The organism is Zobellia nedashkovskayae, from assembly GCF_015330125.1.
Classification (GTDB): domain Bacteria; phylum Bacteroidota; class Bacteroidia; order Flavobacteriales; family Flavobacteriaceae; genus Zobellia; species Zobellia nedashkovskayae.
On sequence record NZ_JADDXR010000002.1, the window covers coordinates 364,840 to 389,460 of the forward strand.

18 protein-coding genes and 1 other RNA gene are annotated in these 24,621 nt (G+C 38.9%); 14 read left to right on the forward strand and 5 right to left on the reverse strand.

Annotated features, from left to right (window positions below; all coding sequences use genetic code 11):
* The first annotated feature begins 22 nt into the window (after nucleotides 1–22).
* Entirely contained in the window at nucleotides 23–646 is a 624-nt protein-coding gene (locus IWB64_RS01540) for a DUF1361 domain-containing protein (protein ID WP_226975780.1), read from the forward strand.
* 156 nt (nucleotides 647–802) lie between these two features.
* Here the strand turns inward: IWB64_RS01540 and IWB64_RS01545 are convergent, their stop codons facing one another.
* Nucleotides 803–2,002, reverse strand: a complete 1,200-nt coding sequence (locus tag IWB64_RS01545) for an NAD(P)-dependent oxidoreductase (protein ID WP_194532358.1) — start codon at nucleotides 2,000–2,002, stop codon at nucleotides 803–805.
* 141 nt (nucleotides 2,003–2,143) lie between these two features.
* Between IWB64_RS01545 and ssrA the strand changes: the two genes are divergently transcribed.
* Together ssrA and ggt are read left to right on the forward strand one after the other, a co-directional pair.
* Nucleotides 2,144–2,542: a transfer-messenger RNA gene (ssrA, locus tag IWB64_RS01550) on the forward strand.
* 221 nt (nucleotides 2,543–2,763) lie between these two features.
* On the forward strand, nucleotides 2,764–4,503 hold the full coding sequence (ggt, locus tag IWB64_RS01555) for a gamma-glutamyltransferase (protein ID WP_226975781.1): 1,740 nt from the start codon (nucleotides 2,764–2,766) through the stop codon (nucleotides 4,501–4,503).
* Between the two features lie 12 nt (nucleotides 4,504–4,515).
* Here the strand turns inward: ggt and IWB64_RS01560 are convergent, their stop codons facing one another.
* Complete coding sequence (locus IWB64_RS01560) at nucleotides 4,516–5,256, reverse strand: arylesterase (protein ID WP_194532359.1); 741 nt, start codon at nucleotides 5,254–5,256, stop codon at nucleotides 4,516–4,518.
* Between the two features lie 22 nt (nucleotides 5,257–5,278).
* On the opposite strand from IWB64_RS01560, the gene IWB64_RS01565 reads away from it, so the two are divergent.
* Together IWB64_RS01565 and IWB64_RS01570 are read left to right on the forward strand one after the other, a co-directional pair.
* Nucleotides 5,279–5,968: an ABC transporter ATP-binding protein gene (locus IWB64_RS01565; RefSeq protein ID WP_194532360.1), complete on the forward strand. Its 690-nt coding sequence runs from the start codon at nucleotides 5,279–5,281 to the stop codon at nucleotides 5,966–5,968.
* A gap of 47 nt (nucleotides 5,969–6,015) precedes the next feature.
* Complete coding sequence (locus IWB64_RS01570) at nucleotides 6,016–8,511, forward strand: ABC transporter permease (RefSeq protein ID WP_194535775.1); 2,496 nt, start codon at nucleotides 6,016–6,018, stop codon at nucleotides 8,509–8,511.
* A 75-nt stretch (nucleotides 8,512–8,586) separates the two neighbouring features.
* On the opposite strand, the gene IWB64_RS01575 is transcribed toward IWB64_RS01570, so the two are convergent.
* Genes IWB64_RS01575 through IWB64_RS01585 form a run of 3 tightly spaced genes read right to left on the reverse strand, consistent with a single transcriptional unit; the run spans nucleotide 8,587 to nucleotide 12,225 of the window.
* Entirely contained in the window at nucleotides 8,587–9,432 is an 846-nt protein-coding gene (locus IWB64_RS01575; RefSeq protein WP_194532361.1) for an MORN repeat-containing protein, read from the reverse strand.
* A 25-nt stretch (nucleotides 9,433–9,457) separates the two neighbouring features.
* Complete coding sequence (locus tag IWB64_RS01580; RefSeq protein WP_194532362.1) at nucleotides 9,458–10,288, reverse strand: DUF2490 domain-containing protein; 831 nt, start codon at nucleotides 10,286–10,288, stop codon at nucleotides 9,458–9,460.
* A gap of 2 nt (nucleotides 10,289–10,290) precedes the next feature.
* On the reverse strand, nucleotides 10,291–12,225 hold the full coding sequence (locus tag IWB64_RS01585) for a hypothetical protein (protein WP_194532363.1): 1,935 nt from the start codon (nucleotides 12,223–12,225) through the stop codon (nucleotides 10,291–10,293).
* 629 nt (nucleotides 12,226–12,854) lie between these two features.
* Here IWB64_RS01585 and IWB64_RS01590 point away from each other — a divergent pair.
* The 9 genes from IWB64_RS01590 (at nucleotide 12,855) to IWB64_RS01630 (ending at nucleotide 24,604) form a co-directional block, all read left to right on the forward strand.
* On the forward strand, nucleotides 12,855–13,664 hold the full coding sequence (locus IWB64_RS01590) for a hypothetical protein (RefSeq protein WP_194532364.1): 810 nt from the start codon (nucleotides 12,855–12,857) through the stop codon (nucleotides 13,662–13,664).
* A 299-nt stretch (nucleotides 13,665–13,963) separates the two neighbouring features.
* A complete protein-coding gene (locus IWB64_RS01595) occupies nucleotides 13,964–14,638 on the forward strand; it encodes a hypothetical protein (protein ID WP_194532365.1) in 675 nt (224 codons plus the stop codon).
* A gap of 241 nt (nucleotides 14,639–14,879) precedes the next feature.
* Nucleotides 14,880–15,242, forward strand: coding sequence for a hypothetical protein (locus tag IWB64_RS01600; RefSeq protein WP_194524508.1), 363 nt, complete (start codon nucleotides 14,880–14,882; stop codon nucleotides 15,240–15,242).
* 4 nt (nucleotides 15,243–15,246) lie between these two features.
* The gene (locus tag IWB64_RS01605) at nucleotides 15,247–16,884 is read left to right on the forward strand and encodes an FAD-binding protein (RefSeq protein ID WP_194532366.1); all 1,638 of its coding nucleotides are present in this window, start codon (nucleotides 15,247–15,249) and stop codon (nucleotides 16,882–16,884) included.
* A 409-nt stretch (nucleotides 16,885–17,293) separates the two neighbouring features.
* Nucleotides 17,294–17,536, forward strand: coding sequence for a hypothetical protein (locus IWB64_RS01610; RefSeq protein ID WP_194532367.1), 243 nt, complete (start codon nucleotides 17,294–17,296; stop codon nucleotides 17,534–17,536).
* A gap of 119 nt (nucleotides 17,537–17,655) precedes the next feature.
* Entirely contained in the window at nucleotides 17,656–19,407 is a 1,752-nt protein-coding gene (locus IWB64_RS01615) for a S8 family peptidase (protein WP_226975782.1), read from the forward strand.
* Nucleotides 19,408–19,467: 60 nt separating this feature from the next.
* On the forward strand, nucleotides 19,468–19,728 hold the full coding sequence (locus IWB64_RS01620; RefSeq protein ID WP_194532368.1) for a hypothetical protein: 261 nt from the start codon (nucleotides 19,468–19,470) through the stop codon (nucleotides 19,726–19,728).
* Nucleotides 19,729–19,760: 32 nt separating this feature from the next.
* Nucleotides 19,761–20,072 carry a hypothetical protein gene (locus tag IWB64_RS01625; RefSeq protein WP_194532369.1) on the forward strand — a complete coding sequence of 104 codons (312 nt, stop codon included), beginning with the start codon at nucleotides 19,761–19,763 and terminating at the stop codon, nucleotides 20,070–20,072.
* Between the two features lie 353 nt (nucleotides 20,073–20,425).
* A complete protein-coding gene (locus IWB64_RS01630; protein WP_194532370.1) occupies nucleotides 20,426–24,604 on the forward strand; it encodes a cache domain-containing protein in 4,179 nt (1,392 codons plus the stop codon).
* Nucleotides 24,605–24,621: the final 17 nt, after the last annotated feature.

Here is a 24,621-nt window from a genome sequence, read left to right on the forward strand (position 1 = left end):
TTTGTTTCACAAAAGATTACTATTGCTCACCGCATTGGGTACGGTGCTTTTAGCCTTACGGGTGTATTTGACGCAATCTATAGACTTTACTTTTTTATTATGGAATCTCTTTTTAGCACTAATTCCCCTTTTTCTATCCAAGCAGTTTTTATTTAATGTTCAGGTTGGAAAATCAAAAACATTACGCGTTATCATACTTTTATTATGGGTTCTCTTTTTGCCTAACAGCCCGTATATCATTACAGATTTTGTTCATTTAGATAGCGCTAGACCTACCTTTTGGTTAGACCTTTTATTATTTTTTGTCTTTTCCTTAAACGGATTGATTTTAGGGGTTCTTTCTATGATGGATGTCTTTAGTTACCTTAGAAAGAGAAACCACCCCGTTTTGGCCAACGGCATATTACTGTTTGTAAGTTTACTTAGTGGCTACGGTGTTTTCTTAGGTCGTTTCTTACGTTTTAACTCTTGGGATATTGTAACCAAGCCTCTTGTTCTAATCCAGAGTCTATTCAACTCATTATTTTTAGTAGACGCCTGGATGTGGATTTTTGGTTTCGGAAGTTTTATATGGGTTTCATTTTGGGCACTTAAACCTTTCTTACGAGGCCACGGTACAATGGCTATTAACAAACCAAAAGATTAATCTCCCTCAATACAGTTGTAAAAAATTTTGGTGCTTGTTCATTCTTCCAACAAGATAAACTATGTTTTACGACAGGTATCGGATACTTGAGCTACCCAAAAAAACAAAGATACTATTGATGGTATCTTAAGTACTAAAACCGAAAAAATTTTAAAATTAAATTCCCACGTAATCGGATAAATATTGGTAGCGTGGCGTGAGCTTACCATCTTTGGTCATGCGTGCTCTCTCAAGAACCCCGTCTTTATCGCCATTAAAAAATGCGGGTATTACATTTTTAACAAACGCTTGCCCGAACCCTTCACTAGCATCTTGAGGAATCTCGCAAGGTAAATTATCCACCGCCATAACCGCTATAGCAGATTCGTCTCTAAAGTCGATTTCAGATTCTTTCTCAGCATCGTATCCATAAATGGGGTCTGCAATGGTAGAAGGTCGTATAGTAGTAGCTACAGGCCCATCTATATCACAACTTACATCTGCAACTACTTTTATTTTAAAATCTCTCTGCTTAGCATCTTCCCGTGTAAAAAGATAAGGGGCTCCTTGACCATAAAAATGACCTGCGATGAAAAAATCAGAAACTTGGGTAAAGCGAAAAAAGTTGCTTCTATACTCTTCTGGATTAGCAAAGAAGTCGGCTTTGTTTCCTCTTACACCATCTTTACGCTTGTTATAATCAGAAGCATCTATCTGGCAATAAACTGGCACATCAAAAGTCTGCTCAAGATATGGTGTAACGTTTACCTTTCTAATATTTATAGCATCCAACATTTCTCTTGCTCCATTACCAACTCTACCCCTACCCGTTAAAATAATTTTGATATTGGGTAGTTTTATCTTTTTCAACTCTTGAATCAGTTCTTGCTGATTGGCCAAATCTTCAGCTTTTGGTAATTGATATAGATCGAATTTGAGTCCGTATGCCCGCAGTCCGTTATACGCTCCAACAATACCCGCATAACGACCAAAAGCCACCAAACGTTGTTCTTTTTTATTGGTTATAACTTCGTGGTCATAAAGTTCAATGTTCTTTTCTAACACCGCTCTCAATAATTTTTTATTGTACGGTTGTTCTTTTATGGTATGCGAAAAGAAAAAATATTTTTTATTGGGAATCAAACTGTTTATAGGCACTTCTTTTACCCCCAAGAGCACATCGCAATCTTCCATTTTAGAAGCTACCACAAAGCCTTTGGCCTTATACTCCTCATCAGAGAAAACGCGAATAGGCGAAGGCTCTACAATAATTTCTGCTTTTGACTGATGGGCTACGACTTTTTGGCAGGCCTCCGGTGACAAAACAACACGGCGGTCTGGTGGACTTTTACGCTCCTTAATGATTCCGAACTTCATGATAATAGACTTTTACAACTTATGAGTGGACTATGGTTTCAAATGTAACTTATGATTGGAGCCTATCAAAACTTTTTTTGGAATACTTTTTGGGGTATCTTTGCCGACCGCAGTAGTTTTTACTATTGTGAATTTTTTTACGGGGCCGACTGGTTTTGACAGCGAGACCAATGGTATTGTAAGCATGTCGAGCGCTGAGAAATAGCTCGTTAATATCATTTTTCACACTTTTAATTGGCGATAATAACTACGCTCTTGCCGCTTAATCTGAATTATAGTAAGATTAGCCTCGTCTCTACTAGGTAGAGAAGCGAGATGTTCCTGAATAGCCTCTGTCGACGGCGATTCAATCCGGAGCACCATAAATGTCGATATAAGGGTAGTATTCGCTTTGGTACTGCCACCAAAACTTTAAGAAGCTAAGCGTATATTGGGCCGTTTCCGGTCAGGTATGCGTCGAAAACTAATCGGAAACTAAACATGTAGAAAGCTTTGTTATTGCTTGTTTGGACGAGGGTTCGAATCCCTCCGGCTCCACATTTAAACCCCGTAAACCCTTTGTTTACGGGGTTTTTTATTTTCAAATAAAAACGATACTGCCGTAAAAAACTCAACTAGTTTAATATCATATTTTGAAAAATTCAGGCGATTAGAACAGCTTAAAAATACCATACCAATTATTTAGTAGAAAGTATTATTTTTAGAAACATGATGCCTTATAAAAATATGGCGGAGGTATACTAATCAAAAACAATCGGATTTTGAGAGATTTTTTTAAGACAGCAACCTATAAAAAGGGTATCAGTACAGGAAGCATGAATATGCTATTAGGCGTAGTTCTAATAGGTTTATGGTCCGGTAATCTTGCCTACGCACAAGATAGAATTACAGGGGAAAATTTTGCTGGCCGTTCAGAGGTTATCGCTACCAACGGAATGGTTGCCTCCAGTCACCCACTGGCTACGCAAATAGGATTAGATATTCTCAAAAAAGGGGGTACGGCCATAGATGCGGCCATTGCTGTTGATGCCGCACTCGGACTCATGGAACCCACAGGAAGTGGAATTGGAGGAGATTTATTTGCCATCGTTTGGGATGAAAAAAACCAAAAACTACACGGTCTAAACGCTAGCGGACGCTCGCCAAAAAGCCTAAAACTGGAGTACTTCAAGAAAAATGATTTAGAAAAAATACCTTCCACAGGACCGTTGCCTGTGTCCGTGCCCGGTTGTGTGGATGGTTGGTTTGAACTTCATAAGAAATTCGGAAAATTGAAAATGATCGAAATTCTAAATCCCGCGATTCAGTATGCCGAAAACGGATTTCCGGAAACCGAACTTATTGCCTATTACCTAAAGTCGGTCACGTACTACAGTAAAAAGTATCCAAATGTTACCGAAACATATACGAATAATGGAACTGTCCCTAAAAAGGGAGATATTTTTAAAAATCCTTATTTGGCAAATACCTACAGAACAATTGCGAAGCAAGGCCGAGATGCTTTCTACAAAGGAGACATTGCTAAAGTAATTTCCACTTTTATTAAAGAACAAGGCGGTTTTCTTTCGTATGATGACCTTAGTGAGCACCGTTCCGAATGGGTAGAACCCATCTCCACCAACTATAGGGGATATGATGTTTGGGAACTTCCGCCAAACGGTCAAGGTCTTGCGGCTTTACAAATGCTGAATATTATAGAAGGGTATGATTTTAGCGCTATTGAATACGGTAGCGCCCAACACTTACACATTGTAAACGAAGCAAAAAAATTGGTTTTCGAAGACAGGGCAAAGTATTATGCCGATCCCAGTTTTTCTCCCATACCTGTGCAACAACTACTATCTAAAGACTATGCGACCGAACGTAGAGATTTAATAAATCCTAAAAAATCAGGTACCTACGAAAGTGGCAAAGTAGACCATACAGGTACCGTTTATTTGACGGTAGCCGACAAAGACGGGAATATGGTTTCGCTTATACAAAGTAATTATAGAGGTATGGGTTCGGGCATGGTACCACCTAAATTAGGATTTATGCTTCAAGACCGTGGCGAGGCTTTTACGTTAACACCGGGCAAACCCAATTCCTACGAACCGGGCAAACGTCCTTTTCATACCATCATACCCGGTTTTGTAACCAAAGAGGGAAAGCCTTTTCTGAGCTTCGGGGTTATGGGTGGTGATTTTCAGCCTCAAGGTCATGTGCAGATTCTTATGAATATTATCGATTTTGGAATGAATGTACAAGAAGCAGGTGATGCACCTAGGTTTGAACATATTGGTTCTTCTTCAGTCGTTGGTGAGCCTTCAAAAGGAAAAGGCGAGATTTTGCTTGAAAGCGGATTTGAATTTGATGAAATCAGAAAATTAATGTCTATGGGACACAAAGTAGGCTTTGGCGGTTACTATGGCGGCTATCAGGCCATACTTTACGATGCAGAAAGAGGCGTTTATTTTGGCGCTTCAGAATCCAGAAAAGATGGTCAGGCAGCGGGATATTAATTAAACCAAGTTTTACAATAACGGTTGTAAAACTTCCCATACCGTATTTGCCACAATCTTGTGCCCCTCAATAGTAGGGTGAATACCATCAGCTTGATTCAACGAGGCAATTCCACCCACATCTTTCAAAATAAATGGAATAAATTCTATGTCATTTTTTTCGGCTAAGTCTACAAATAACTGTCTAAATTCCGTGGTATATTTTTCTCCCATATTTGGAGGCAACTGCATACCCGCAAGCACGATTTTAATATCCGGACTTTTTTCTCTTACCACGTCTATTATCGCTTGTAAGTTAGAGCGTGTTTCCGATAGATCCACACCACGCAAACCGTCATTGGCACCGAGTTCCAAAACAAAAATATCAAAATCTTGTTTTATTACCCAATCAATGCGGCTTCTACCTCCAGCACTTGTTTCGCCACTTACCCCTGAATTGATTACCGTATACTCTAAGCCTAAAGAATCAATCTTTTGTTGCACTACAGCCGGGTAGGCATCATTGTTATCATCAAGACCATAACCTGCTGTAATACTGTCTCCAAAAAACAGAATGCTCTTTGTTTCAGTATCGGTCACTACCGTATCTTCTACCTGTTCAGAAGAGTTTGCAACTTCAGTTGCTTTTTCCTTTTTTGCATCGCCACATGAAAGAAAAAATAGCGCTAGAAAAAAATAACTAAACTTTATGAGTTTCTGCCCTAATGACATTGGTAATTTAGACTGGAAATCTTTATTATGCGGCTTGAACATAAATGGTATTTAAATTAAAATAATGTCAAAGATATTAAAGATTACCGGTTTGGAGAGAACATACACCAGCGGTAACAAGCAATTAACAGTTTTGCACGACATCACTTTTGATGTTGAGGAAGGCCAGACTTTTTCAATAGTAGGACCTTCGGGAAGTGGCAAGACAACTTTATTGGGCTTATGTGCTGGTTTAGATGCACCAAATGCAGGTTCTGTAGAATTATGCGGACAGGATTTAAACACCCTAAATGAAGACCAACGCGCCCAGTTACGAAATGAAAAAGTTGGTTTTATATTTCAGAATTTTCAATTGTTACCTACACTTACAGCACTAGAAAATGTGAGCGTTCCTTTGGAACTACAAGGCGCCAAAGATGCCACTCAGAAAAGCACGGAGCTATTAGAAAAAGTGGGTTTAAAAGACCGCATGCATCATTATCCGTCACAATTATCTGGTGGCGAACAGCAGCGCGTAGCCTTGGCAAGGGCCTTTGCGAATGCACCTTCCATTTTATTTGCAGATGAACCTACAGGAAATCTAGATACTGAAACCGGAGAGAAGGTAATTCAGTTATTATTAGACTTGAATAAAGAAAACGGAACAACTTTAGTCATCATCACCCACGATTTAGAATTAGCTAACCGAACACAGCAAATATTACAACTTAAAGGCGGAAAAATAGTAACCAATCAACCTACTACGGCATTTTGAAGAATTCTACCTCTAAAAAAGATATACAGACATCTTGGCTTTTTAAAATGGCCTGGCGCGATGCCAAGGCTAGTAAAGTGCGTTTGTTGCTGTTTATGGCATCCATTATTCTGGGAATTGCAGCTGTCGTATCCATACAATTATTCAGCACGAATTTAAAGGACAATATACAGCGCCAATCAAAGGCCTTGATGGGTGCCGATTTCAACATAGACTCTAAGCAAATACCAACAGAACGAGCACAGGCCATTATAGATTCATTACAACCTGATGCATATGAAGTCAACTTTGTATCTATGGCTATTTTCCCAAAAAATGGTGGCACCAAGTTGGTAAAGGTACAGGGCTTGGACGGAAATTTCCCCTTTTATGGAGACATAGACACCCAGCCGTCTGCTGCAGCTAATACTTATCAAGAATCTGGTGGCGCTTTGGTTGATGCTACGCTGATGCTTCAGTTTAATATGAATCCAGGTGATTCTATAAAAATAGGTGAACTAACCATCCCCATTGCAGGTGCATTAAAAGCGATTCCGGGAACTACCGCCATTTCAACTTCTGTAGCACCTCCTGTAATTATACCCTATCGCTATATAGAGGCTACAAATTTATTACAATTCGGAAGCCGAAAGGAATATCAATATTACTACAAGATTCAAGATACCGTCAACCTAAAAAGACTGCAGGACAAACTTGAGCCTGAACTGGAACTAGAAAACGCAGACCTAGACACACATACCAGTGCCACAAAACGCTTAGGCAAACGCTATGACAATGTTGGTAAATTCTTAAACCTAGCAGCATTTATCGCCTTGCTTTTAGGGTGTATCGGTATTGCCAGTTCTGTACATATTTACATCAAAGAAAAATTAAAAGCCATTGCTATTTTAAAATGCATGGGCGCTTCTAGAATTCAAAGTTTTCTGATTTTCTTAATTCAGATTGCTGGAATTGGAGTCGTTGGAGGTCTCATTGGGTCGCTCATAGGTATTGGTGTACAACAATTATTTCCGTATTTACTCAAAGAATTTTTGCCTTTTGATCTGGAAATTACCATTACCGCGCAACCTTTAATAATTGGCGTTTTGCTTGGGCTATTTATGTCCGTTTTATTTGCACTTCTGCCTTTATTAAGAACGTGGTATGTATCGCCATTAGATGTTTTACGTGTCGATGAAAATTCATCTCAAGAACCGCAAAGCGTTCGACTTTTGGTCTTTGGAGCCATTTTGATATTCTTGTTTTTATTTTCCTTTTGGTTGATTAAAGATGCCTTGTATGCCTTGGCATTTGTTGCCGGTACCGTAATTACGTTTGTCATATTAGGGGTGGTGGCATCGCTTTTCACTAAGATGGTGAAACGCTTTTTTCCCAAGCATTGGAGCTTTACGGCACGGCAAAGTTTACTCAACCTGTTCAGACCAAACAACCAAACCGTTGTACTGGTCGTTGCTATAGGTTTGGGTACTTTCCTTATTAGCACTTTATATTTTACCAAAGATATTCTATTATCAAAAGCTGAAATTGGACAGAGCTCTGAAAGTGCCAATATGATAATCTTGGATATTCAACCGGAACAGCGAGATTCAGTTGCAAAAACTATTGGTGACAAAGGTTTCCCAGTACTCAACAACATTCCTTTGGTAACCATGCGTATGCAGAATATTAACGGTAGATCGGTTAATGAACTCCGGAAAGATACCACACACCAATTACGCAGATGGATTCTTAATCATGAATTCAGAACCACATACCGCGATTCCCTTACTCCTTCTGAAAATTTGCTGGAAGGCACATGGACTCCTGAGATAAAAGAGGGCGAACCTGTGTACATTTCTATTTCCGATAATCTTTCCAGAGATGCTGAAATAGGCGTGGGCGACCCTGTTGTTTTTAATGTACAAGGCGTATTATTAAAAACTACAGTTGGCAGTATACGCGAAGTAGATTGGGCGCAGATGCAACTTAATTTTTCAGTTGTATTTCCTAAAGGAGTTTTGGAAAAAGCACCTCAATTCAATGTTTTTACCAGTAATATACCAGACGAAAAAGGCTCGGCACTATTACAACGGGATTTGGTTGCTAAATTTCCCAATGTGACTATAATAGATTTGCGACAGGTTTCCACTTTGCTCGCAGATATACTAGATCAAGTGTCTTGGGTCATCAATTTTATGGCTTTCTTTAGCATATTTACCGGTATTATCGTACTTATTGGCTCCGTTAGAACAAGCAAATACCAGCGCATCAAAGAAAGCGTACTACTCCGTACGTTGGGCGCAAAAAACAAACAGATTTTAAAAATATCCGCCTTAGAATATATCTTTTTAGGTCTACTGGGTAGTTTGGTCGGAATTATACTTGCTTTGATAAGCAGCCTTTGCTTGGCAGTTTTCGTTTTTAAAGAACCTTTTGTGCCATCCCTGATTCCGTTTACGATATTCTTACCCGGAATTACACTGCTCGTTTTAATAATCGGTCTAAGCAATATTCAAACCGTATTAAGAAGCTCGCCTTTAGAAGTATTGAGAAGGGAAGCTTGATAACAAAATTATAAAAAACAAAACCCCGTAAACTTTGAGCTTACGGGGTTTTGTTTTTTTATTAAGAGGGTAAGCTTACTTATCATTAATCCGTTCCACCAGTTTATCATCGCTCCATTCACCACCGGCTACCAAATCCCCATCGGAATCAAAGAATTTACCATTTCCACTTCGTTTGTCATCTTTCCATTGTCCAGCATATTTCTCTCCATTTGGCCAGTAGTAGGTACCGAATCCACTTCGTTTATCTTCCTTGTAAGCACCAATGTAATATTCCCCATCAGGCCAATAAAAAGTACCTTCACCGTCGCGCTCGTTTCCTACCCAAAGTCCTTCGTAACGGCTACCACTGTCTAAAAGAGCAATCCCGTAGCCATTAGCTTTTCCGTTTTTCACCTTACCTACATAATGCATTAAATTGCCTTTCGCACTTTTAAATTTTAGGTATTGCCCAGAAGATTTATCTTTCATCTGTTTCTTTAAACGGGCCAACTGTACTTTGGTTTTCTCCAAGGTAAAGTTTAAAGAATCGTATTTACGAACCTCCCTTGCAGAAGCAATTTCGGGTTTTGGCAAACTATCCAATTCCGCTTTTACAGAATCTGCTTTGGGCTGTGTTCCAGATTTTGCTTCCGCCAACTTCTGCGCCAAAGCAATGCGCAACGGAATACCCATTTTATTCTCTTCCCTCACTTTTAAAGAAGCGGTGTACGATTTAATTGCGGAATCATACTGGCCCTCTAGCAAAATAGAATCTATTATGGCCAACTTCTCATATTCGCTCAATTCTTCGGAAATATGTCCTTGTTCTTTCTTTACTTCGGTAAGTTGTTTTTGCAGTGAATTTGACTTTGTAAAATAGAACAAAGAACAGCCAATGGTTGCGGCCAGAATCAAATAGAGAATAACATTCTTTTTCATGATTTTCTAAATTTTCAGGTTCGTCTTAATCGTCTAGGTGAATTTCCGGTAATTTGTTTTTCACCCTTCTAAAATCTGGGGAATAGTACATGTGAAAACGCAATGTCCAGTTTTGTTTGTAATATCCCGCATTGGTTAAATCCTGTCCTTGGGAATACATTAATCCCGTTGCAAATGTCAATCTAGGCGTAGCAATATATCCAAAGGTGGTTGTTAAACGTAAGTCTTCCATAGGGCTACCCACAACTGCCTTTCCACTTTGCATAATCAATTCCGCTTCCGGCGAAACATAAATGGTCTTAGGTTTTAGCTTATGGCTGTTCAAAGGAATTTTTGCCCGGAACATATAACGCCATCTATTTCTAAAAATATACTCGCTATTCTCCACAAAACTTTGCGTCCATCGGTGTTCAATTCTGATGCGATGATAGATCATTGCCGTATACAAGGGTTGTGCAAATTGGTACTGGTGCCATATACGCCATTCCGGTACCACATTTCTATCTTCAGAATCCTCGTCCGTATTGAAATTGATACGCACTACTCCACCTAGACTAAAGTTCACTTTTTTAGAATAAATATAGCCGATTGCATGACGATTATAAATCTGGCCTACCTGACCAATAAAAGGCGTGGCTTTGGTTTCTTCAAAGCGAAAATGCGTTTGCGCATCCCAAAATAGACGCTTGCCAATTCTAATCTTACCATAGGTATTTACCCATAATTTAGTCTTAGGTTCTTTGTATTCCGACTCAAATGGTAATTCTACTTTTTCCTCTTCTTGGGCTGAGACGCTTCCGGTTACGACCAATAGCGACATTACGAGCCAAATAAAATTATTTTTTCTGCTTTCCATGTCTAGTTCTCTTTGGCGGTTGATTGCTCATGAAGCAGTTTCATAATCTCATTGGGGTTCTTCTCCCTACGCAATTTGCGTTCTAGTTTTTTGGTATCCTCTTCCCTAAGTTTCACCATACGATCGTTGGTATGCGTAATCTGCTCGGTAAGCTTTTTTGCATTTTCACAATCCACTTCGGTTGCTTGTTTTAGAAAACTCGGAATTAGTATTTCGCTGTAGGCGGAAGTGACTTTCTTTTTAACCCCTTCTTGCATCACCGTTGCCATAAAAGGATTCCAAATGGCATCTTCGTACAGTATTTTTATTTCCTCGGATGTAGCGGGAAGGGCACCTAGAACACTCGTTAATTCTTGTAATTCATCCAAGCACACTTTCAGCTTGTTACCAAAAGCTAATTTCTCTTTGGGATTGTTCAGGGAAGCATATTCCCCTAGTGACTTGTCCGCCAGTTTTTTTAAGTTGTTCAGCGGAGCATTGTATAGCACCGGAAGCGCAGGCAGTAAAGAGTCTATTTGCGATACTAAAGTATCGTTCTCGGCAATCAAGTCTGTTTCTAGTCCGTTTAAGGCCTGTAATCGTGCCTCGTTCGTCAATCGGTCGGATAAGGACTCCATGAGCTCTTGCAAACTTAGTCTGGCGTATTCCGCTATTGCGGCGACGGTTTTTGTGGAGTTGCCATTAAAATTGAACTCACCGGTATTGGCCAATACAAATGTTTTAGTGGCTTGTGTACTATCGGTTACGACTTCAATATTCGTACTGGGTTTTCCAGAGGGCCACAGTTGTTGCATCAACTTAGGAAGCTCCATATACTCCAAAATATCTTCCTCTTTGTATTTTGCGAAAGTACTGAGCGGTTGCAGAAAGTCGGCATCTATTTTTTTGACCACTTCATATCTATACTGCGCATCTGCATCGGAGCGTCGTACTATGTTCAAATGACTGTTATGTAAAAGGGTATCGCTTATGGATTTTGCCGTTTTATAATCTTGGGCAATTTGGTCAATATCTGATTTCTGCTGGGCATCTAGTTCGTAAAACGGGACTTTAACCTTAAAATTCGGAGTCAGTTCAGTTGGTCCCATTTCGTTTAGAATGCCGTTTAATTTTGCATAGTAACCGTCGTTCTCGGCTAACAGCTGAGCAACATCACTTTTAAAATCAATGGAATTTTCAGAAGTTATGGTTGCTTTTAAAAGGTCTATATATCCTTGGTTTAGAGCTATGGTTTTATAAGAATTATGCGAAGCAAAAACACTGATTTTTTTGGATATACCATCCGTAGTCCAATTAATCTCCTGTAGCAGCCCCTCGTCAAAAATCCAGTTTTCAGTATCTTCTAGGTCGTTAGATGCGTAAGATGTCCATTCATCATGTGCTAGTCCGTTTCTTAGAAAGCGACCCACGAGTACCGTACTATCGTTTTCCATCTGAAAACTTTGTTGGGGCACGCCATTTTTAAAATTGATAACACTACTAAAAAGTGTGGTTTCTATTTCTGAGGATTTAATGCGGTTTACTTCATACGACCATTTCCCATCGGGTTTACCTTTTGAAAGGGCACCTCTCCCCTCCTCTTGTTGGCCACTGATCAATATGCGGTATTCATAACCTACGAGCTTACTTTCACTCTCCGTTTGGAACTCGCCAAACTGAAAATGCCAAGGTCCCGATGGGGTGCCTTTATAAAACCTGCCTTCCATTAAAAAAGAAGTATCCGCTTCTTCCAATAAGGCATTGAGGTTGCTACTTTGTAATTGAAAAGCACCATCGTAGAGGGTATCTTGTTCCGTTACCACATAGGTGTAGGCAGCTTTCCCCTTGTAGGCGCCAACTTCTAGCGGGCCATTATATTGTTGTTTCTCTTGACCATACGAATGGTACAGGAACACCAGGGAAATTAAAAGAACAAGCCGTTTTTTAAAATAGATCATTCGGCAATTTTGGTATATAATTGGTTCGTCTTGGTAGTAAAATACGGAGCTTAGCCCTATCTGGACGTTTGCCGGAAGCCTTTTTAACATATACGGAAACCTGTACGTCTATTTTTACGGATTTATCAGGCATTCAACAAGTTCCATTAAAATTTTTGGTTTTAAAAAGTTGAATAGTACATAAATGCAAAAAGAAAAAAAAACCACAAAAAGCTACCTACACCCGTAATTTCTTACACTTTAACGAGTAAAATAGTAGATGACCGCAATTGTAAAAATAACACTTGCTTTTGATATGGCTATTGTACGATATTTAAGGTGTTTAGGAAAATAGCCTTTGGGTTTGAGTGAAAAATGAGAATGACGCTATTGGTTACAACACTAGTTTTCGTTTAGATATTGACCACATTTTTTATAGTGGATTACGCTTTTACGTAAGACTATACCATTACAAACGGAGATATTTGTAGCATACCGTTTAACCCTCTTTATTTTCATAAAAGCAGGGAATGGGCACATACTAGAAATGAACACTAAAAAAGTTATTTATTTAACCCTATATACAGTGGTCATACGGCGTAGGCCTTGTATCCAGTAGTTGTCAACAATATTCAAAATAGCTTTATTGCATGCATTTAACACATATCAAACTTAAACCAACAACCAAAATTGACCTCAATTTTGATACAAGTGAAATTGGAAAAGGAATAGAATCCCCAAAATCTGCAATTGAAGAGTCTAAAGAATATTTAAAGTCAAATAAGCATTCGGATTTTTATAGCAAGGACTTAATGGTAGTTGTTGACCAAAAACTAATTTACGTTTTTGACTATTTTATTGGAAAAGAAAAAATACTCATTCCCGAAATAAATCCATCAACAGTTTTCTACTCAAATGCTGTTATGTCTCATAGAAGATTGGTTTCCTTTAAAAAAGATTTATTTGAAAATTCTCCAACAGTAAAAAATTTTAATAAGCGAATTAATCTAAATCTTTTTGGAAATTTCTTCCAATTAGCTTCTAATTGCATTGTCAATCTACAAGCGGCATTAGAAAGTTTTGCTAATCGCCAAATACCAGATAACCATCCATTTTTAGATGTAAATGGAAAAGAGTTCGAACCTTCAATATTTCATAAATTAGATAAAGCATTACCTGAAATTAAAGGGAAAAAATTTAAAAGTAAATTCAGAAAATATAATTTTTTAGTACGAAGAGTAATTGAGTTACGAAACGAAATTATTCACCTAACACCTATAGAAGAAACAACTAATACCAAATATAAAACCACTTATAGAAAATTACTGTCTTTTGATTACGCCGAAGCTATAATTTCTGTAGAACAGCTAATAAACTTCTACGAACCGGGTTTGATTGAGAAATGTGATTGTGGTAAAGAGTTCTATTATGATATAGAGGAAAGATATGATTCTAAATGAAATACTGTTGACAACAATGGTAACCGTTGCACAACTCCTTTTACAAAATTAATAGATGATTTTAAGATGGTATAAAAAAAATTAAATAACTGACAACCAAGTTGTTATAATTTTAACAAACTTAAAAAATAGGTGTTTTAAATAATTTTAATGGTTCTGCAACCGCCACAATGACTATAAGTATTTGCTTGTTCTCGCCTACTTACGAAAATCCTCGCGGATTTTCTATTCGGTTTTTATTTGCTAAATAAGGTGCTTAAAACACGCAACAAACCATATACATAAACGTTACAGCACATATGACCAAAAAACAAACATTTGTTATAATTACAATATTTCTGCTGTTCATTAGCTGTGAAAAAAAGCAGACTGCTTTGGAATTTGAAAAGTCTGTTGCGAATGAAATTTTTCCAGCTTTACTTGACTCTTTATTCCACGATACAAGATTAGCGCCATCACCACCACCACCACCAAATTCTGAATGGAGTGATTCAACGGCAGTTAAATGGGACGAATCCAAAATGATAGCCGAATACGAAAAACGGAAAGCTGAATTAGAAAAAGACACAACCAAATTGGTAATTGCGATTGTGGACAGCACTTACCAAATAAATGAAAGAGCGAAAAAAGAGCTTATTGAATTTTATAGGGATTTCGCAATTGAATTGGACACAGCAAATATTGACCAATCGTATAAAATCAATTTATCGGAATTAAAACACGATGATAAGTTTAAACTTAAATATCGTTCGGAATTTCCAGCGACAAGCAAAGTTTGGAAAGGTGATTATGATTTCCGTCTTTCTGGAATAACTGGATTTTCACGTATTCAATTTGACCGAACAAAAAATTATGGAGTTATGATAAGCGGTTTTGGTTGCGGTAGACTTTGTGGTTTTAGTGGACTAGTGTTCATTAGAAAATTGAATGGGAAATGGATAATTGATAAAATTAAAGTAACCGCTATATCGTAAAAAAAAATACATGCTGTAACAATGGTAACCTTTGCACAAGCCGTTGATTCTACACGGAACGGATTTCCTAGAGTTCCACAAAAAAATAAAAACTCACCATCCACACAAAATAACGGTCTACCTATACAAAACCGCCTAGCGCGTGACCTTCTTCTTTTTATATTGCCACCACTATTCCCTCTATCGTACATCATCATGTAACGTATTGCGAACTTTTGTCGCAATCTAACTACTCCAAAAAATGAATGTTCAACTACGTAGGGTCTATATCTCCAGCGCAATTGCACTAATTGCCGCACTCTTATTACAATCTTGTTACACCACCCGTTTGGTAAGCACACACGGCGTGCCCATGCCTCCTGAAACTATGGAAGGCCAAGACTGGTACCGCGATAAAATGTACGGAGAATATACGGCCGTAGTAAAAACTTCCGTGCTTACAGATGGTATGATGATCAAAGTTCCCAAAGACAAATGTGAATCCGGAAAACTGTTTTCGGTTGAATTCACGGACACTTTTGGAGGCAACCTTTTGTACTTAGTAACTTTTGGAAGCCGTAGAAAAGTGAAGATAAAATATGTATGTATGCTACCTGATCTTTAATATTATGGCCAAGACAAGTGAATTATTAGTTGGAAAATGGGATACGCTGCACGAGAACGGGGCTTTTGACCTGAAGCGTCAATATATTACCCGTCACGAGCATAAAGCCACTATGCCCAGCAGGGTGTTGCGCTATAACGACGCTGCGGAAGAAATTCAGCGCTTGATTAAAAAATGTGAATCGGAAAACGAGGGTTTCCGCGCATTCGGTTCGCGTTGGTCCATGTCCAAAATTGCGCATCAGAAAGATAATATGCATCAAAACAATTTGATGTATCTAGACCTTGAAATAGAGGAAGGCGATATGCACCCCGATTCTGAATACGCGCATGAAAATATCTTCTTTTTTGAATGCGGAAGTACCATTAAACAGATTTCACAAAAACTAAATGAATACGGTAAATCCTTAAAAACCACAGGTGCCAGTAATGGGCAGACCATTGCGGGTTGTATTTCCACCGGTGTACATGGGTCCGCTTTTGATACGGGTGCGGTACAGGATTATATCGTAGGCCTGAACATCATTACGGGACCAAATGCTGAAGATAATGTGTATCTGGAACGGCATTCCCAACCCAGTTTAAACGATGCTTTTGCGCAAAGTATAAACGCTAGGGTCATTAGGAATGACGACCTTTTCAATGCCGCTTTGGTGGGTTTGGGCAGTTTTGGGTTTATTCACGGCGTTGCCCTAGAAGCAGACGACCTTTTCCTGTTGGATAGATACGTGAGAAGAATTGATAAAAACCTGGCCCTTTCCTTATCCAAAACTTTAGATTTTAAGAATTCCGAGTTTAAAATTGATAATGAAGTAGATGAAAACGGAAAACCTAACCGACCGTACCATTATAAAATTTTCATTAACCCGTATGTGGACGAAGACCAATATGTGGTGGAGGCCATGTACAAGAAAAAGTACACCCTAGCCTACCCGGACCCGTTTACTAAAATTGAAAAATCGCTTTATAAAGACCTTATTTATTTGCTGATCAAATTCAGTGAGAAATTCCCGAAAAGTATTCCGTGGTTTATAAAGAGTTTGCAAAAAAGTATTCTGCCAGAAATTACCAAAGACGAAGAAAAAATTAGGGCTACGCTCTATGAAACCTTTTGGGATGCCGGTTACAAAGGCCCTGCTTTTGCCTGTTCTATGGGCGTTGCCATTGAAGATTCCGAAAGGGCATTGAACGCGCTGGTAAAAATGACCAAAGACCATCCTATTCCCGGAATTTTTGCGATGCGCTACGTCAACAAAACGGAAGCCACTTTGGGCTTTACCAAATTCCATAAAACCTGCGTTATTGAGATTGACGGCATCCAATGGAATAAATCCGATAAAATTCCCAGTTTGGAGGAATATGGTCGGTTTATGATCGAGGCGATGCAAGCTGAAAATATTCCGTTTACCGTGCATTGGGGCAAAAGCATGGACTATGCATTTCCCGATCTAGCCCACCACATGTACGGCAACAACGTAGACCAATGGATGAAATGTAGAAGTTGGCTGCTTTCCGAGAAAATGGCGAATGTATTTTCCAACGAATTTATTACCACATTAGGATTGGAAACGTATCAAAATGTGCCCAACGATTTTATTGAATCTTTGGATAAAAGCGGACAGCCCGCACATTTAATTACATAGCTATAATTCGTAAACCATACTTTTAGTTCACACCGATCAAGCCTCATCATTTGGTTCCTATCCTTTTGATGAGGCTTCTTTTTTTTCTTTCCTTTTCAGTTTTAAACCTTGGTAAATGCGGTGATAATTCGTTGATAAAAATCAGGTATAAAATCTTGTGCTATCTTAAATAAAAATTCACTTAATGTCAATTTAACATATTGACAGTCAATAATTTGAGATTATAATAAAAAATACTGCAGATTATAAAGAATTTCCATCAAACTATACATAACTGGTTTTTTTTTGCCTCTTAGTACGGTATTTTTGTCGTGAAGTTAAAACCCATATTCCTCCACAAACTAAACTTGAATCCAGTTTCAATATAACCATTGAAAACTTTATTCAATACTTAAAAAACATAGTTGAAATGGAATTGGTTATTCAAACCGGAAGAGAAAACAACGACCTATGGAAAATCCCACAGGTAAAAACTTTACTCCAGCCGTACCATCCTGTTATTTCCGCAGATGTACTTTGTCTGGAGGACAAATGCTTTCATTACCTAACGCTAAATGACCATGCCCCTGTACAGAAACTTATAGGTCTACTCATGGAAATAAAAGGCATTAAAGCTGCCTATCAAAAACCACTTGACTTCCCCCCAATGTAACAGTTTCTATTTGTAAAAGAAAGCTGTTCAAAAGTTCAAAAATACCCCCGCTCTTATTGGAAACTCAGTATTAACCTTGGTCGATACTAATAAAAAAGTCGACCTATAAATTCAATTTTATGGCAACAAAAAAAAGTAAAGTAGTCATTGATTCGCCATCGGGTTCACCACCAGAACTCATTGTCGTCTCAAAAAGCGTTGAGGCACCTCATGCCGAGGAAGCCGAAAGTGCAGCAAAATCGAAGTCCAAACCATCGGCAAATACCTTAGCAGGTTTTGTGGTGGGTAAAAAGCTGCAGCTTGTTCCGTTATTCGCGGACACAGATGCAGAAGTGGCAGAACTGGTTTCAAAGGCAAGCCAAGAAGAAGGTGCCGAAGACCTTTCAAAAATGCGGCAATTTTATAAACTAGCAGCACCGGAAGGAGAAGACCTGGAAAGTATTGCTGCCTCATTGAACGAACTAGACGAAGTGGATGGTGCGTATGTTAAACCCGGCTGTCTACCTCCCGTTTATTTTGGTGATGACGGTATGGAAGCAGCACCTAGTGATGATGCACCACCCATTACCCAAAACCTAACAAACAACCAAGGGTATCTAAATGCTGCACCACAAGGGGTAGACGCGCGTTACGCTTGGACGCTACCTGGTGGACGTGGTAACGGTGTCCGTATTATTGATATTGAGGGTGGTTGGAATTTTAACCATGAGGACTTACGGGTAAACGTAGGTGGCTTACTTGGAGGAAACAACAACACAAGCGACCTACGTTGGCACAATCACGGTACGGCAGTATTTGGTGAAATGACGGGAGACCGAAACAGTTTTGGGGTAACCGGAATATGCCCGAGCGCCAATGTCAGGGCGTACTCTATTTTTGGTGTGGGGAGTGCCAATGCTATCAGAAGAGCAGCTGATAATCTCCGCGCCGGTGACCTTATGTTAATTGAATTGCATAGAGGAGGGCCTAACTATCCCGGTGGAAATACGCAAATGGGCTTCATTGCCATTGAATGGTGGCCAGATGACCTTGCGGCCTTGCAATATGCCACCAATAAAGGTATCATAGTCATAGAAGCGGCTGGAAACGGGTCTCAAAACCTTGATGCCGCAATCTATAATACAAGACCTAATGGGTTCCCATCCAGTTGGCGAAATCCGTTTCGTAGAACTGCAGGTCATGATAGCGGCTGTGTTATTGTGGGTGCAGGTGCGCCGCCTCCTGGCACTAATGGAGGAAATTGGGGCGCTGACCGTAGCCGCTTAGGCTTTAGTAATTATGGTTCTTGTGTTGATACCCAAGGTTGGGGCCGAGGTGTTACTACAGCTGGTTATGGAAATGTTACGGGCAACAACCCAAATAATAAGAATGAATGGTACACAAATTCCTTTAGTGGTACCAGTAGTGCTTCACCTATCGTTACGGGTGCTGTAGCCTGTTTGCAAGGTATTCAAAAAGCAGCAGGAAGGGCTATGCTTACGCCTCGTAGAGCTCGCCAATTGTTGAGAAGCACGGGTTCCGCACAACAGGCAGGAGCTAATCCGGTATCACAACGCATTGGTAGACGTCCAGACCTAAGGGCATTGGTTAGAGCTACCGCTTCCCGTAGACCTTGGTGTGGAGTTCAGTTCAATGGTAGTGTACCACGTAATGCTACCCGCAGATGGTTTACCCATAGCTGGCCTGATCATTACCATGTCATCTGGACGGTAGTTCCAACAGCACCGGCCATTGACGGTTCTGCTCAGATAGAATTTGAAGTGAAAACTACAAGACAGGCTTTGGGGCTGATCAAGTATTACATAGAGATCAAAAATCTTAAGAATTATACGGTAAACGTACAAGCACGTTACTGTGTAGTTGCATCATAAAAACAAATAATATTAATCCGGAAAGGTCAAAAATTTAGCCTTTCCCTAAAATCTAAAATTATGAGAGTAGGTGTTCAATTTACTGGCAGTGTACCTAGAAATAGTACACGTAAATGGTTTACCCATAGCTGGCCGGAAGCTTGGCATGTGGTATGGAATTGTGTTCCGCAAAGTCCGATTAGGGATGGAGGCGCACAACTGGAATGGAAGATTCAAGTCTGTAGACAGAGTAGTACTAAAATCAAGTACTTCATTGAGGCCAAAAACCTTACGGGCTCAACCCTTCAGTTTGAGGCGCGATACGCTATAATGAACCGATAAAAATATTTGGTAACACTAAAAATATATGAATTATGAATATAAATATTAATATCAACGAAACGTCTGATGCTACCAGCAATACTGCTGAAGACCCTACGGAAACTACAAGTGCCGTAGCCGATGCAGGGCTTCCGCCCTCTGATGTAGCAGTTACATCCGCAGACGACCAGAATTCAGATGATATGGACGCTACTGCTTCAATGGAAGATGGGCATGTAGATATTGGCGGTCCACCAGAATGGCTTCTTCAAGCCATGTCCGAGTCAACTTCAGAAGAAGATGATGCAACCGCCGCTACCGATGAAGATATGGACGATGGCGGAAGTGGTCCCGAACTGGACTAATTTCCAATTTAGAATTCTTGACCCGTATGGTGAAAACTGTACGGGTTTTTGTTTTTCACAAAAGCTGAATGTATTGAAAAAGCTCTGATAACCAAACAAGTAAAACCTCAAAAACACCATTTATACAAAATCAGCTACAATCCACACAACGCCGAACTAGCTAGGCATCAAAATCACTAATTTAAGATTTTACTTACTGAACGGTAAGCACATATTTACAGTAAAAGGTTCCCTAAAAAATAGAAACTGACTATACACGACCATCGAAACTATGTTTCAATTGGCACATAGTTAAAAACACACGATGGTCTCCATTGTGAACACCTCATTTTCTAATTCTTATTGCAGAACCTATGCCCACCACGTCTTCTTTAGGAAATTCTCTACGTAAACCCTTTACAGCAAATAAGCGGCTCTTTACGTTACTTACCGTGACTTTTATAATTATTGGGCTGTTCTTTGCTATTTACTACTCCCACATTAAAAATAACGAGCACCATTATCGCGAGTCTAAACTTCACAGTTTAGATGCCAATTTTGACATTATTACCAAGCAACTCAATAATAATTTCCAGAAGTATTATTCTACGGAGTACGATTCCATTTACTCCAGTAAAGAAGTAACAGCCGAGCTTAGATCAATTTTTTATAACAAACTAAACAACTCGCAATGGGATGTCCTATTAAATAAGGTCAGTAAAATTACTCCATCGAAAGGTATCATAAAAAAACTCACTAAAAATGAAGAAAAAGATGGAGCTTATTCGCTATTAAATCAAAGAGATTCAATTACCAAGAACAAGATAAGACCCAAAGTTTGGAGAGCTCTTAAACAAAAAATAAGTGAGAGTACACCTTTTGACCAAGAGTTTGATGAATACATTGTCGTTTTTAAAAAATCCGCAGAATTAAATGAAAAAAATCAGGCGGATTCAATTATAGAATTAAGCTCGCTAAAGGGGCGGATTATCTTACCTGACAGCCTTAATAAACTCAATCCGTTTAACATTGGCATGTCTATTGGCATTCCCAAGAACGATGAGGTTTATCAGCTATTTGGACGTGAATACACCTATGAAACGGACCTAGATACCCGCGTACATTATGATATTCAAATTTTTGGACTTGTGGAGACAGAGCGTTACAATGAAGCCGTCAGAAAATTAGATCCCTGGATAATTGCTTTGCTCACCACGTTCTTACTTCTTGGTCTTTTTGGAATGCCCTATTTTAAAATGCTCTTTATTGCTGAAGATGAACGCCTATCCAGTAATGACATTATTTTGTCTGGCATATCTGTAATTATTGGTGCGCCCATTTTAATAATCGTGTTCTTCTCTCTCATGAACCATTATTACGACTATTACTACAAATTTCCGGACAGACTTGATGATTTAAGTGAAAAAATCAAAACCCGTTTTGAAGCTGAAAACGCAGCCAATGTTACCACACTTTATGATATGTCGCTCGCCAGTGAAGAGCGAGCTAGAGAAAACAGCGACAGTCTGTCTATTCGTATTTCAAAGGGCAATGAAGCCTATCGTGAAAACCACAAGTTTATCTCTAAAATAGATACTACCACCGGCGCTGTAAAGTATCACATAAGATTAATTGATAAAAATAACATAGAGAATACAAAAAACCTTGGTAGCCGCCCCTACTACACGGATTATGTTAATTCTAAAAACCTCTGGTTCCTAGATACACTCGCCCATAAAATCAAATATGTCATGAGGCCTGTGGTTTCCATTGAAGACCAAAGCGAGGAAGCCGTTTACCTATTGAAAAATGAACGGGACTCCATCTCTGGTTATAGAGTGGGCGCCGCTCAACTAAAATCTTTGCATGAAGCCATTTTACCCTTTGGCTTTCAGTTTGCCGTGGTAGATGAAACTGGCGAAGTCTGGTTTCACTCCAAAAAAGGAAGAGCTACCCTAGAAAATTTTCTCTATGTAAGTAGAAACAAAGAAAAAATAGAGGCCGCCATGCTGGGGCGAATAAAAACAGCAGGCATGGTCAACTATAGAGATAAAGGGCAATTATATAGTATTAGACCCATAGCCAACACTAATCTTAGTGTAATTGCCCTATATGATATAGGACTGCTCCGTACCAAAGTATCTGAAGTTTTAACCCTTTCCTGTATTGGTATTGTATTGGCTCTGATTTTATTACTGATTATCACTATCCTTTCGCTCATCATTAGAAATCCGAAACTAGGACTCTATAAATACGACCGATTCTTATTTGACTTTTTAACTCCAAAAAAAGAGTTGAGAGACTCTTACATTATTCTGTCTATTCTACTAACAGGCCTTATTACCATTGCATTTGGCATTAGTTTTCTTATACCTCCAACTACAGCCTATATTCTATGTCTCCTTCTTGGTATCTATTCCTATTTAATCATATTCTACACGTTGCACCCTCATAGAGGAAACAACGATTTTAAGTTTAAGGTTCGCGATATTCTACTGTTATTAGCCATAATTTTCCTCAATATTCTCACTTGTAAAGTCAATGAAAATGAGATTAAGTACGTGCTTCCTTCTTTAATTCTTCAGTTCATTTGTTTAGCTGTGATTTACTTTAATAAGTCATCAAAAAAAACAAAGTTCATTACCAAAGTTCACCATAAAGTACATTCCATAATTAAAAATGTGAGTGACTTTAGCCGACGTAAAAACAGGAACATACGAATTGGCTACAGCTATTGGTATGCCCTATTTCTATTCTGTTGGTTGATTCTGTCTACCATTTTTCCAGCGTATTTAATTTTTAAGAATGCTAAGTTTTTAAATGACCAAATATGGACAAAGACGGATAAGATTGATATGGCCAGACGCTTCATGGATAAAGAAAAAGAACTGGAAACAAGTTTCCCTGCCTTTACCGGTCAAGAAGATGAATATGCGAAGCTTCAAGAAAAACACTTAAGTGAAGGTCAATATCACGAGACATTTACCCTAAAGGAAACAACAAATACCAAAACTTCTAAAAACACCCCAAAAAACACAGGCCTAGAAGATTTCCTATGGCACATACGCCCTACTTATGACGCTCGCATAGCTGAATTCCAAGGAATGGTTTATGCATATGCGCATGATTTCTCGTGGACTAGTGAAGAAAACCCCAACACTTTTTATCTAAATTATTTAGACAGTAATAAAGCGATTTGCATAGCGGACACCAGTCTAAAAAACTCAGCGGACTCTCTACCCCCTAAATTCATTCTTTTAGTGGTCATAGGTCTTATTATTATTCTGGCTATTCTATTTTCTTTGATTTTATTTTTCTCGGATCGTTTTTTCGCTTTTCGGTTTAGGCATTTAAAACCTAACGATTTTGACACCAATGAGAAAGAAGGCTACATTGAAAAATTTGGTCAAATTCTTCACGATGAAAAATCAAATTCTGGTTTGCTCCTTATTGGACCTCCTTTTTGTGGAAAACAAACCTTTGCGAAGGAAATTTTAATTGATGCCGGTTACCTGAGAATAGCCACACTTTCTATGTTACAGCTCGAAAATATGCCAATGAACTCTGACATTGGGGAGAATCTGGGCATCCTTTCCAGCAGCTATCAAAAAGGACAAAATGATTTTCATCATGAGGATTATGAAGCCTATGTAATAGAACATTTAGAGCATAACATAAAATCGTTTGACGCCAACCATACCAAACTCCGGATTATCCTATTTCTTATTTCACAGCGAAAACGCATTATTCTCGTCTCTGAAGTATATCCAAGCCAAATTTTTTCTATGTATGAGTCCGCTCAAGAAGAAGCTGAACGTTCTTTGGGAAGTCTTCAAGACGACTTTAATTCATGGCGTAATATTTTAAGTGCGTTTCCGCAAATCTTAATTGGCATTACAAAAAACACTAAAAAAGTATCCAAACAACTCAATTTTGGCCTCCAAAGTGCTCAAAGACCATCTTCAAATGATATTGATATTCTAACTGATGAATTGGGGTATAGCAAATTCCTGCCCACTTTGGCGCCTGTTATATTGGTCAAATCGCTTTATGATACACCATATGCTATAAATCAACCGCATCGCTTAGACCGGCAACGCATGGTAATGCATACCCAAAACTTAGCGCATGGCTACTATAATGACATCTGGAACACCTTACCTACACGTGAACGCTATTTATTATATGATCTAGCCAAAGATGGTTTTATGAACATCAAAAATAGGAACTCACTTTTCTCACTAATGAAAAAAGGTTTGGTGGTATGGCATGATCGGCCTAAGATTTTCAATTACAGTTTTAAGAATTTTATCATGACTTCAGTGTCATTAAATGAAGCCTTACGACTAGAAAACAAGAACCGCGGAAAAGGGACTTGGGCCAACACACGCATTCTATTTTATCTGCTGATTATAACTGTCATCGTGTTCATTGGTCTAGGGAAGCCAGAGCTACTAAAAGATTTTGAAACGCTAGTTGGCACACTGGGCGGACTAGGCGTATTAATCCCTCTAATAAGTAAACTATTGGCCTCTGGAGGTCAAAAATTATAATAACTAAATACACACAT

Excerpts from the sequence above, each read along its gene's own strand:
- IWB64_RS01560 (WP_194532359.1), bottom strand. The coding sequence starts at position 5,256 with ATGTTCAAGCCGCATAATAAAGATTTCCAGTCTAAATTACCAATGTCA.
- IWB64_RS01545 (WP_194532358.1), bottom strand. The coding sequence starts at position 2,002 with ATGAAGTTCGGAATCATTAAGGAGCGTAAAAGTCCACCAGACCGCCGT.
- IWB64_RS01590 (WP_194532364.1), top strand. The coding sequence starts at position 12,855 with ATGCATTTAACACATATCAAACTTAAACCAACAACCAAAATTGACCTC.
- IWB64_RS01575 (WP_194532361.1), bottom strand. The coding sequence starts at position 9,432 with ATGAAAAAGAATGTTATTCTCTATTTGATTCTGGCCGCAACCATTGGC.
- IWB64_RS01585 (WP_194532363.1), bottom strand. The coding sequence starts at position 12,225 with ATGATCTATTTTAAAAAACGGCTTGTTCTTTTAATTTCCCTGGTGTTC.
- IWB64_RS01565 (WP_194532360.1), top strand. The coding sequence starts at position 5,279 with ATGTCAAAGATATTAAAGATTACCGGTTTGGAGAGAACATACACCAGC.
- IWB64_RS01625 (WP_194532369.1), top strand. The coding sequence starts at position 19,761 with ATGAATATAAATATTAATATCAACGAAACGTCTGATGCTACCAGCAAT.
- IWB64_RS01605 (WP_194532366.1), top strand. The coding sequence starts at position 15,247 with ATGGCCAAGACAAGTGAATTATTAGTTGGAAAATGGGATACGCTGCAC.
- IWB64_RS01595 (WP_194532365.1), top strand. The coding sequence starts at position 13,964 with ATGACCAAAAAACAAACATTTGTTATAATTACAATATTTCTGCTGTTC.
- IWB64_RS01610 (WP_194532367.1), top strand. The coding sequence starts at position 17,294 with ATGGAATTGGTTATTCAAACCGGAAGAGAAAACAACGACCTATGGAAA.
- IWB64_RS01615 (WP_226975782.1), top strand. The coding sequence starts at position 17,656 with ATGGCAACAAAAAAAAGTAAAGTAGTCATTGATTCGCCATCGGGTTCA.
- IWB64_RS01600 (WP_194524508.1), top strand. The coding sequence starts at position 14,880 with ATGAATGTTCAACTACGTAGGGTCTATATCTCCAGCGCAATTGCACTA.
- IWB64_RS01580 (WP_194532362.1), bottom strand. The coding sequence starts at position 10,288 with ATGGAAAGCAGAAAAAATAATTTTATTTGGCTCGTAATGTCGCTATTG.
- IWB64_RS01570 (WP_194535775.1), top strand. The coding sequence starts at position 6,016 with ATGGCCTGGCGCGATGCCAAGGCTAGTAAAGTGCGTTTGTTGCTGTTT.
- IWB64_RS01630 (WP_194532370.1), top strand. The coding sequence starts at position 20,426 with ATGCCCACCACGTCTTCTTTAGGAAATTCTCTACGTAAACCCTTTACA.
- IWB64_RS01620 (WP_194532368.1), top strand. The coding sequence starts at position 19,468 with ATGAGAGTAGGTGTTCAATTTACTGGCAGTGTACCTAGAAATAGTACA.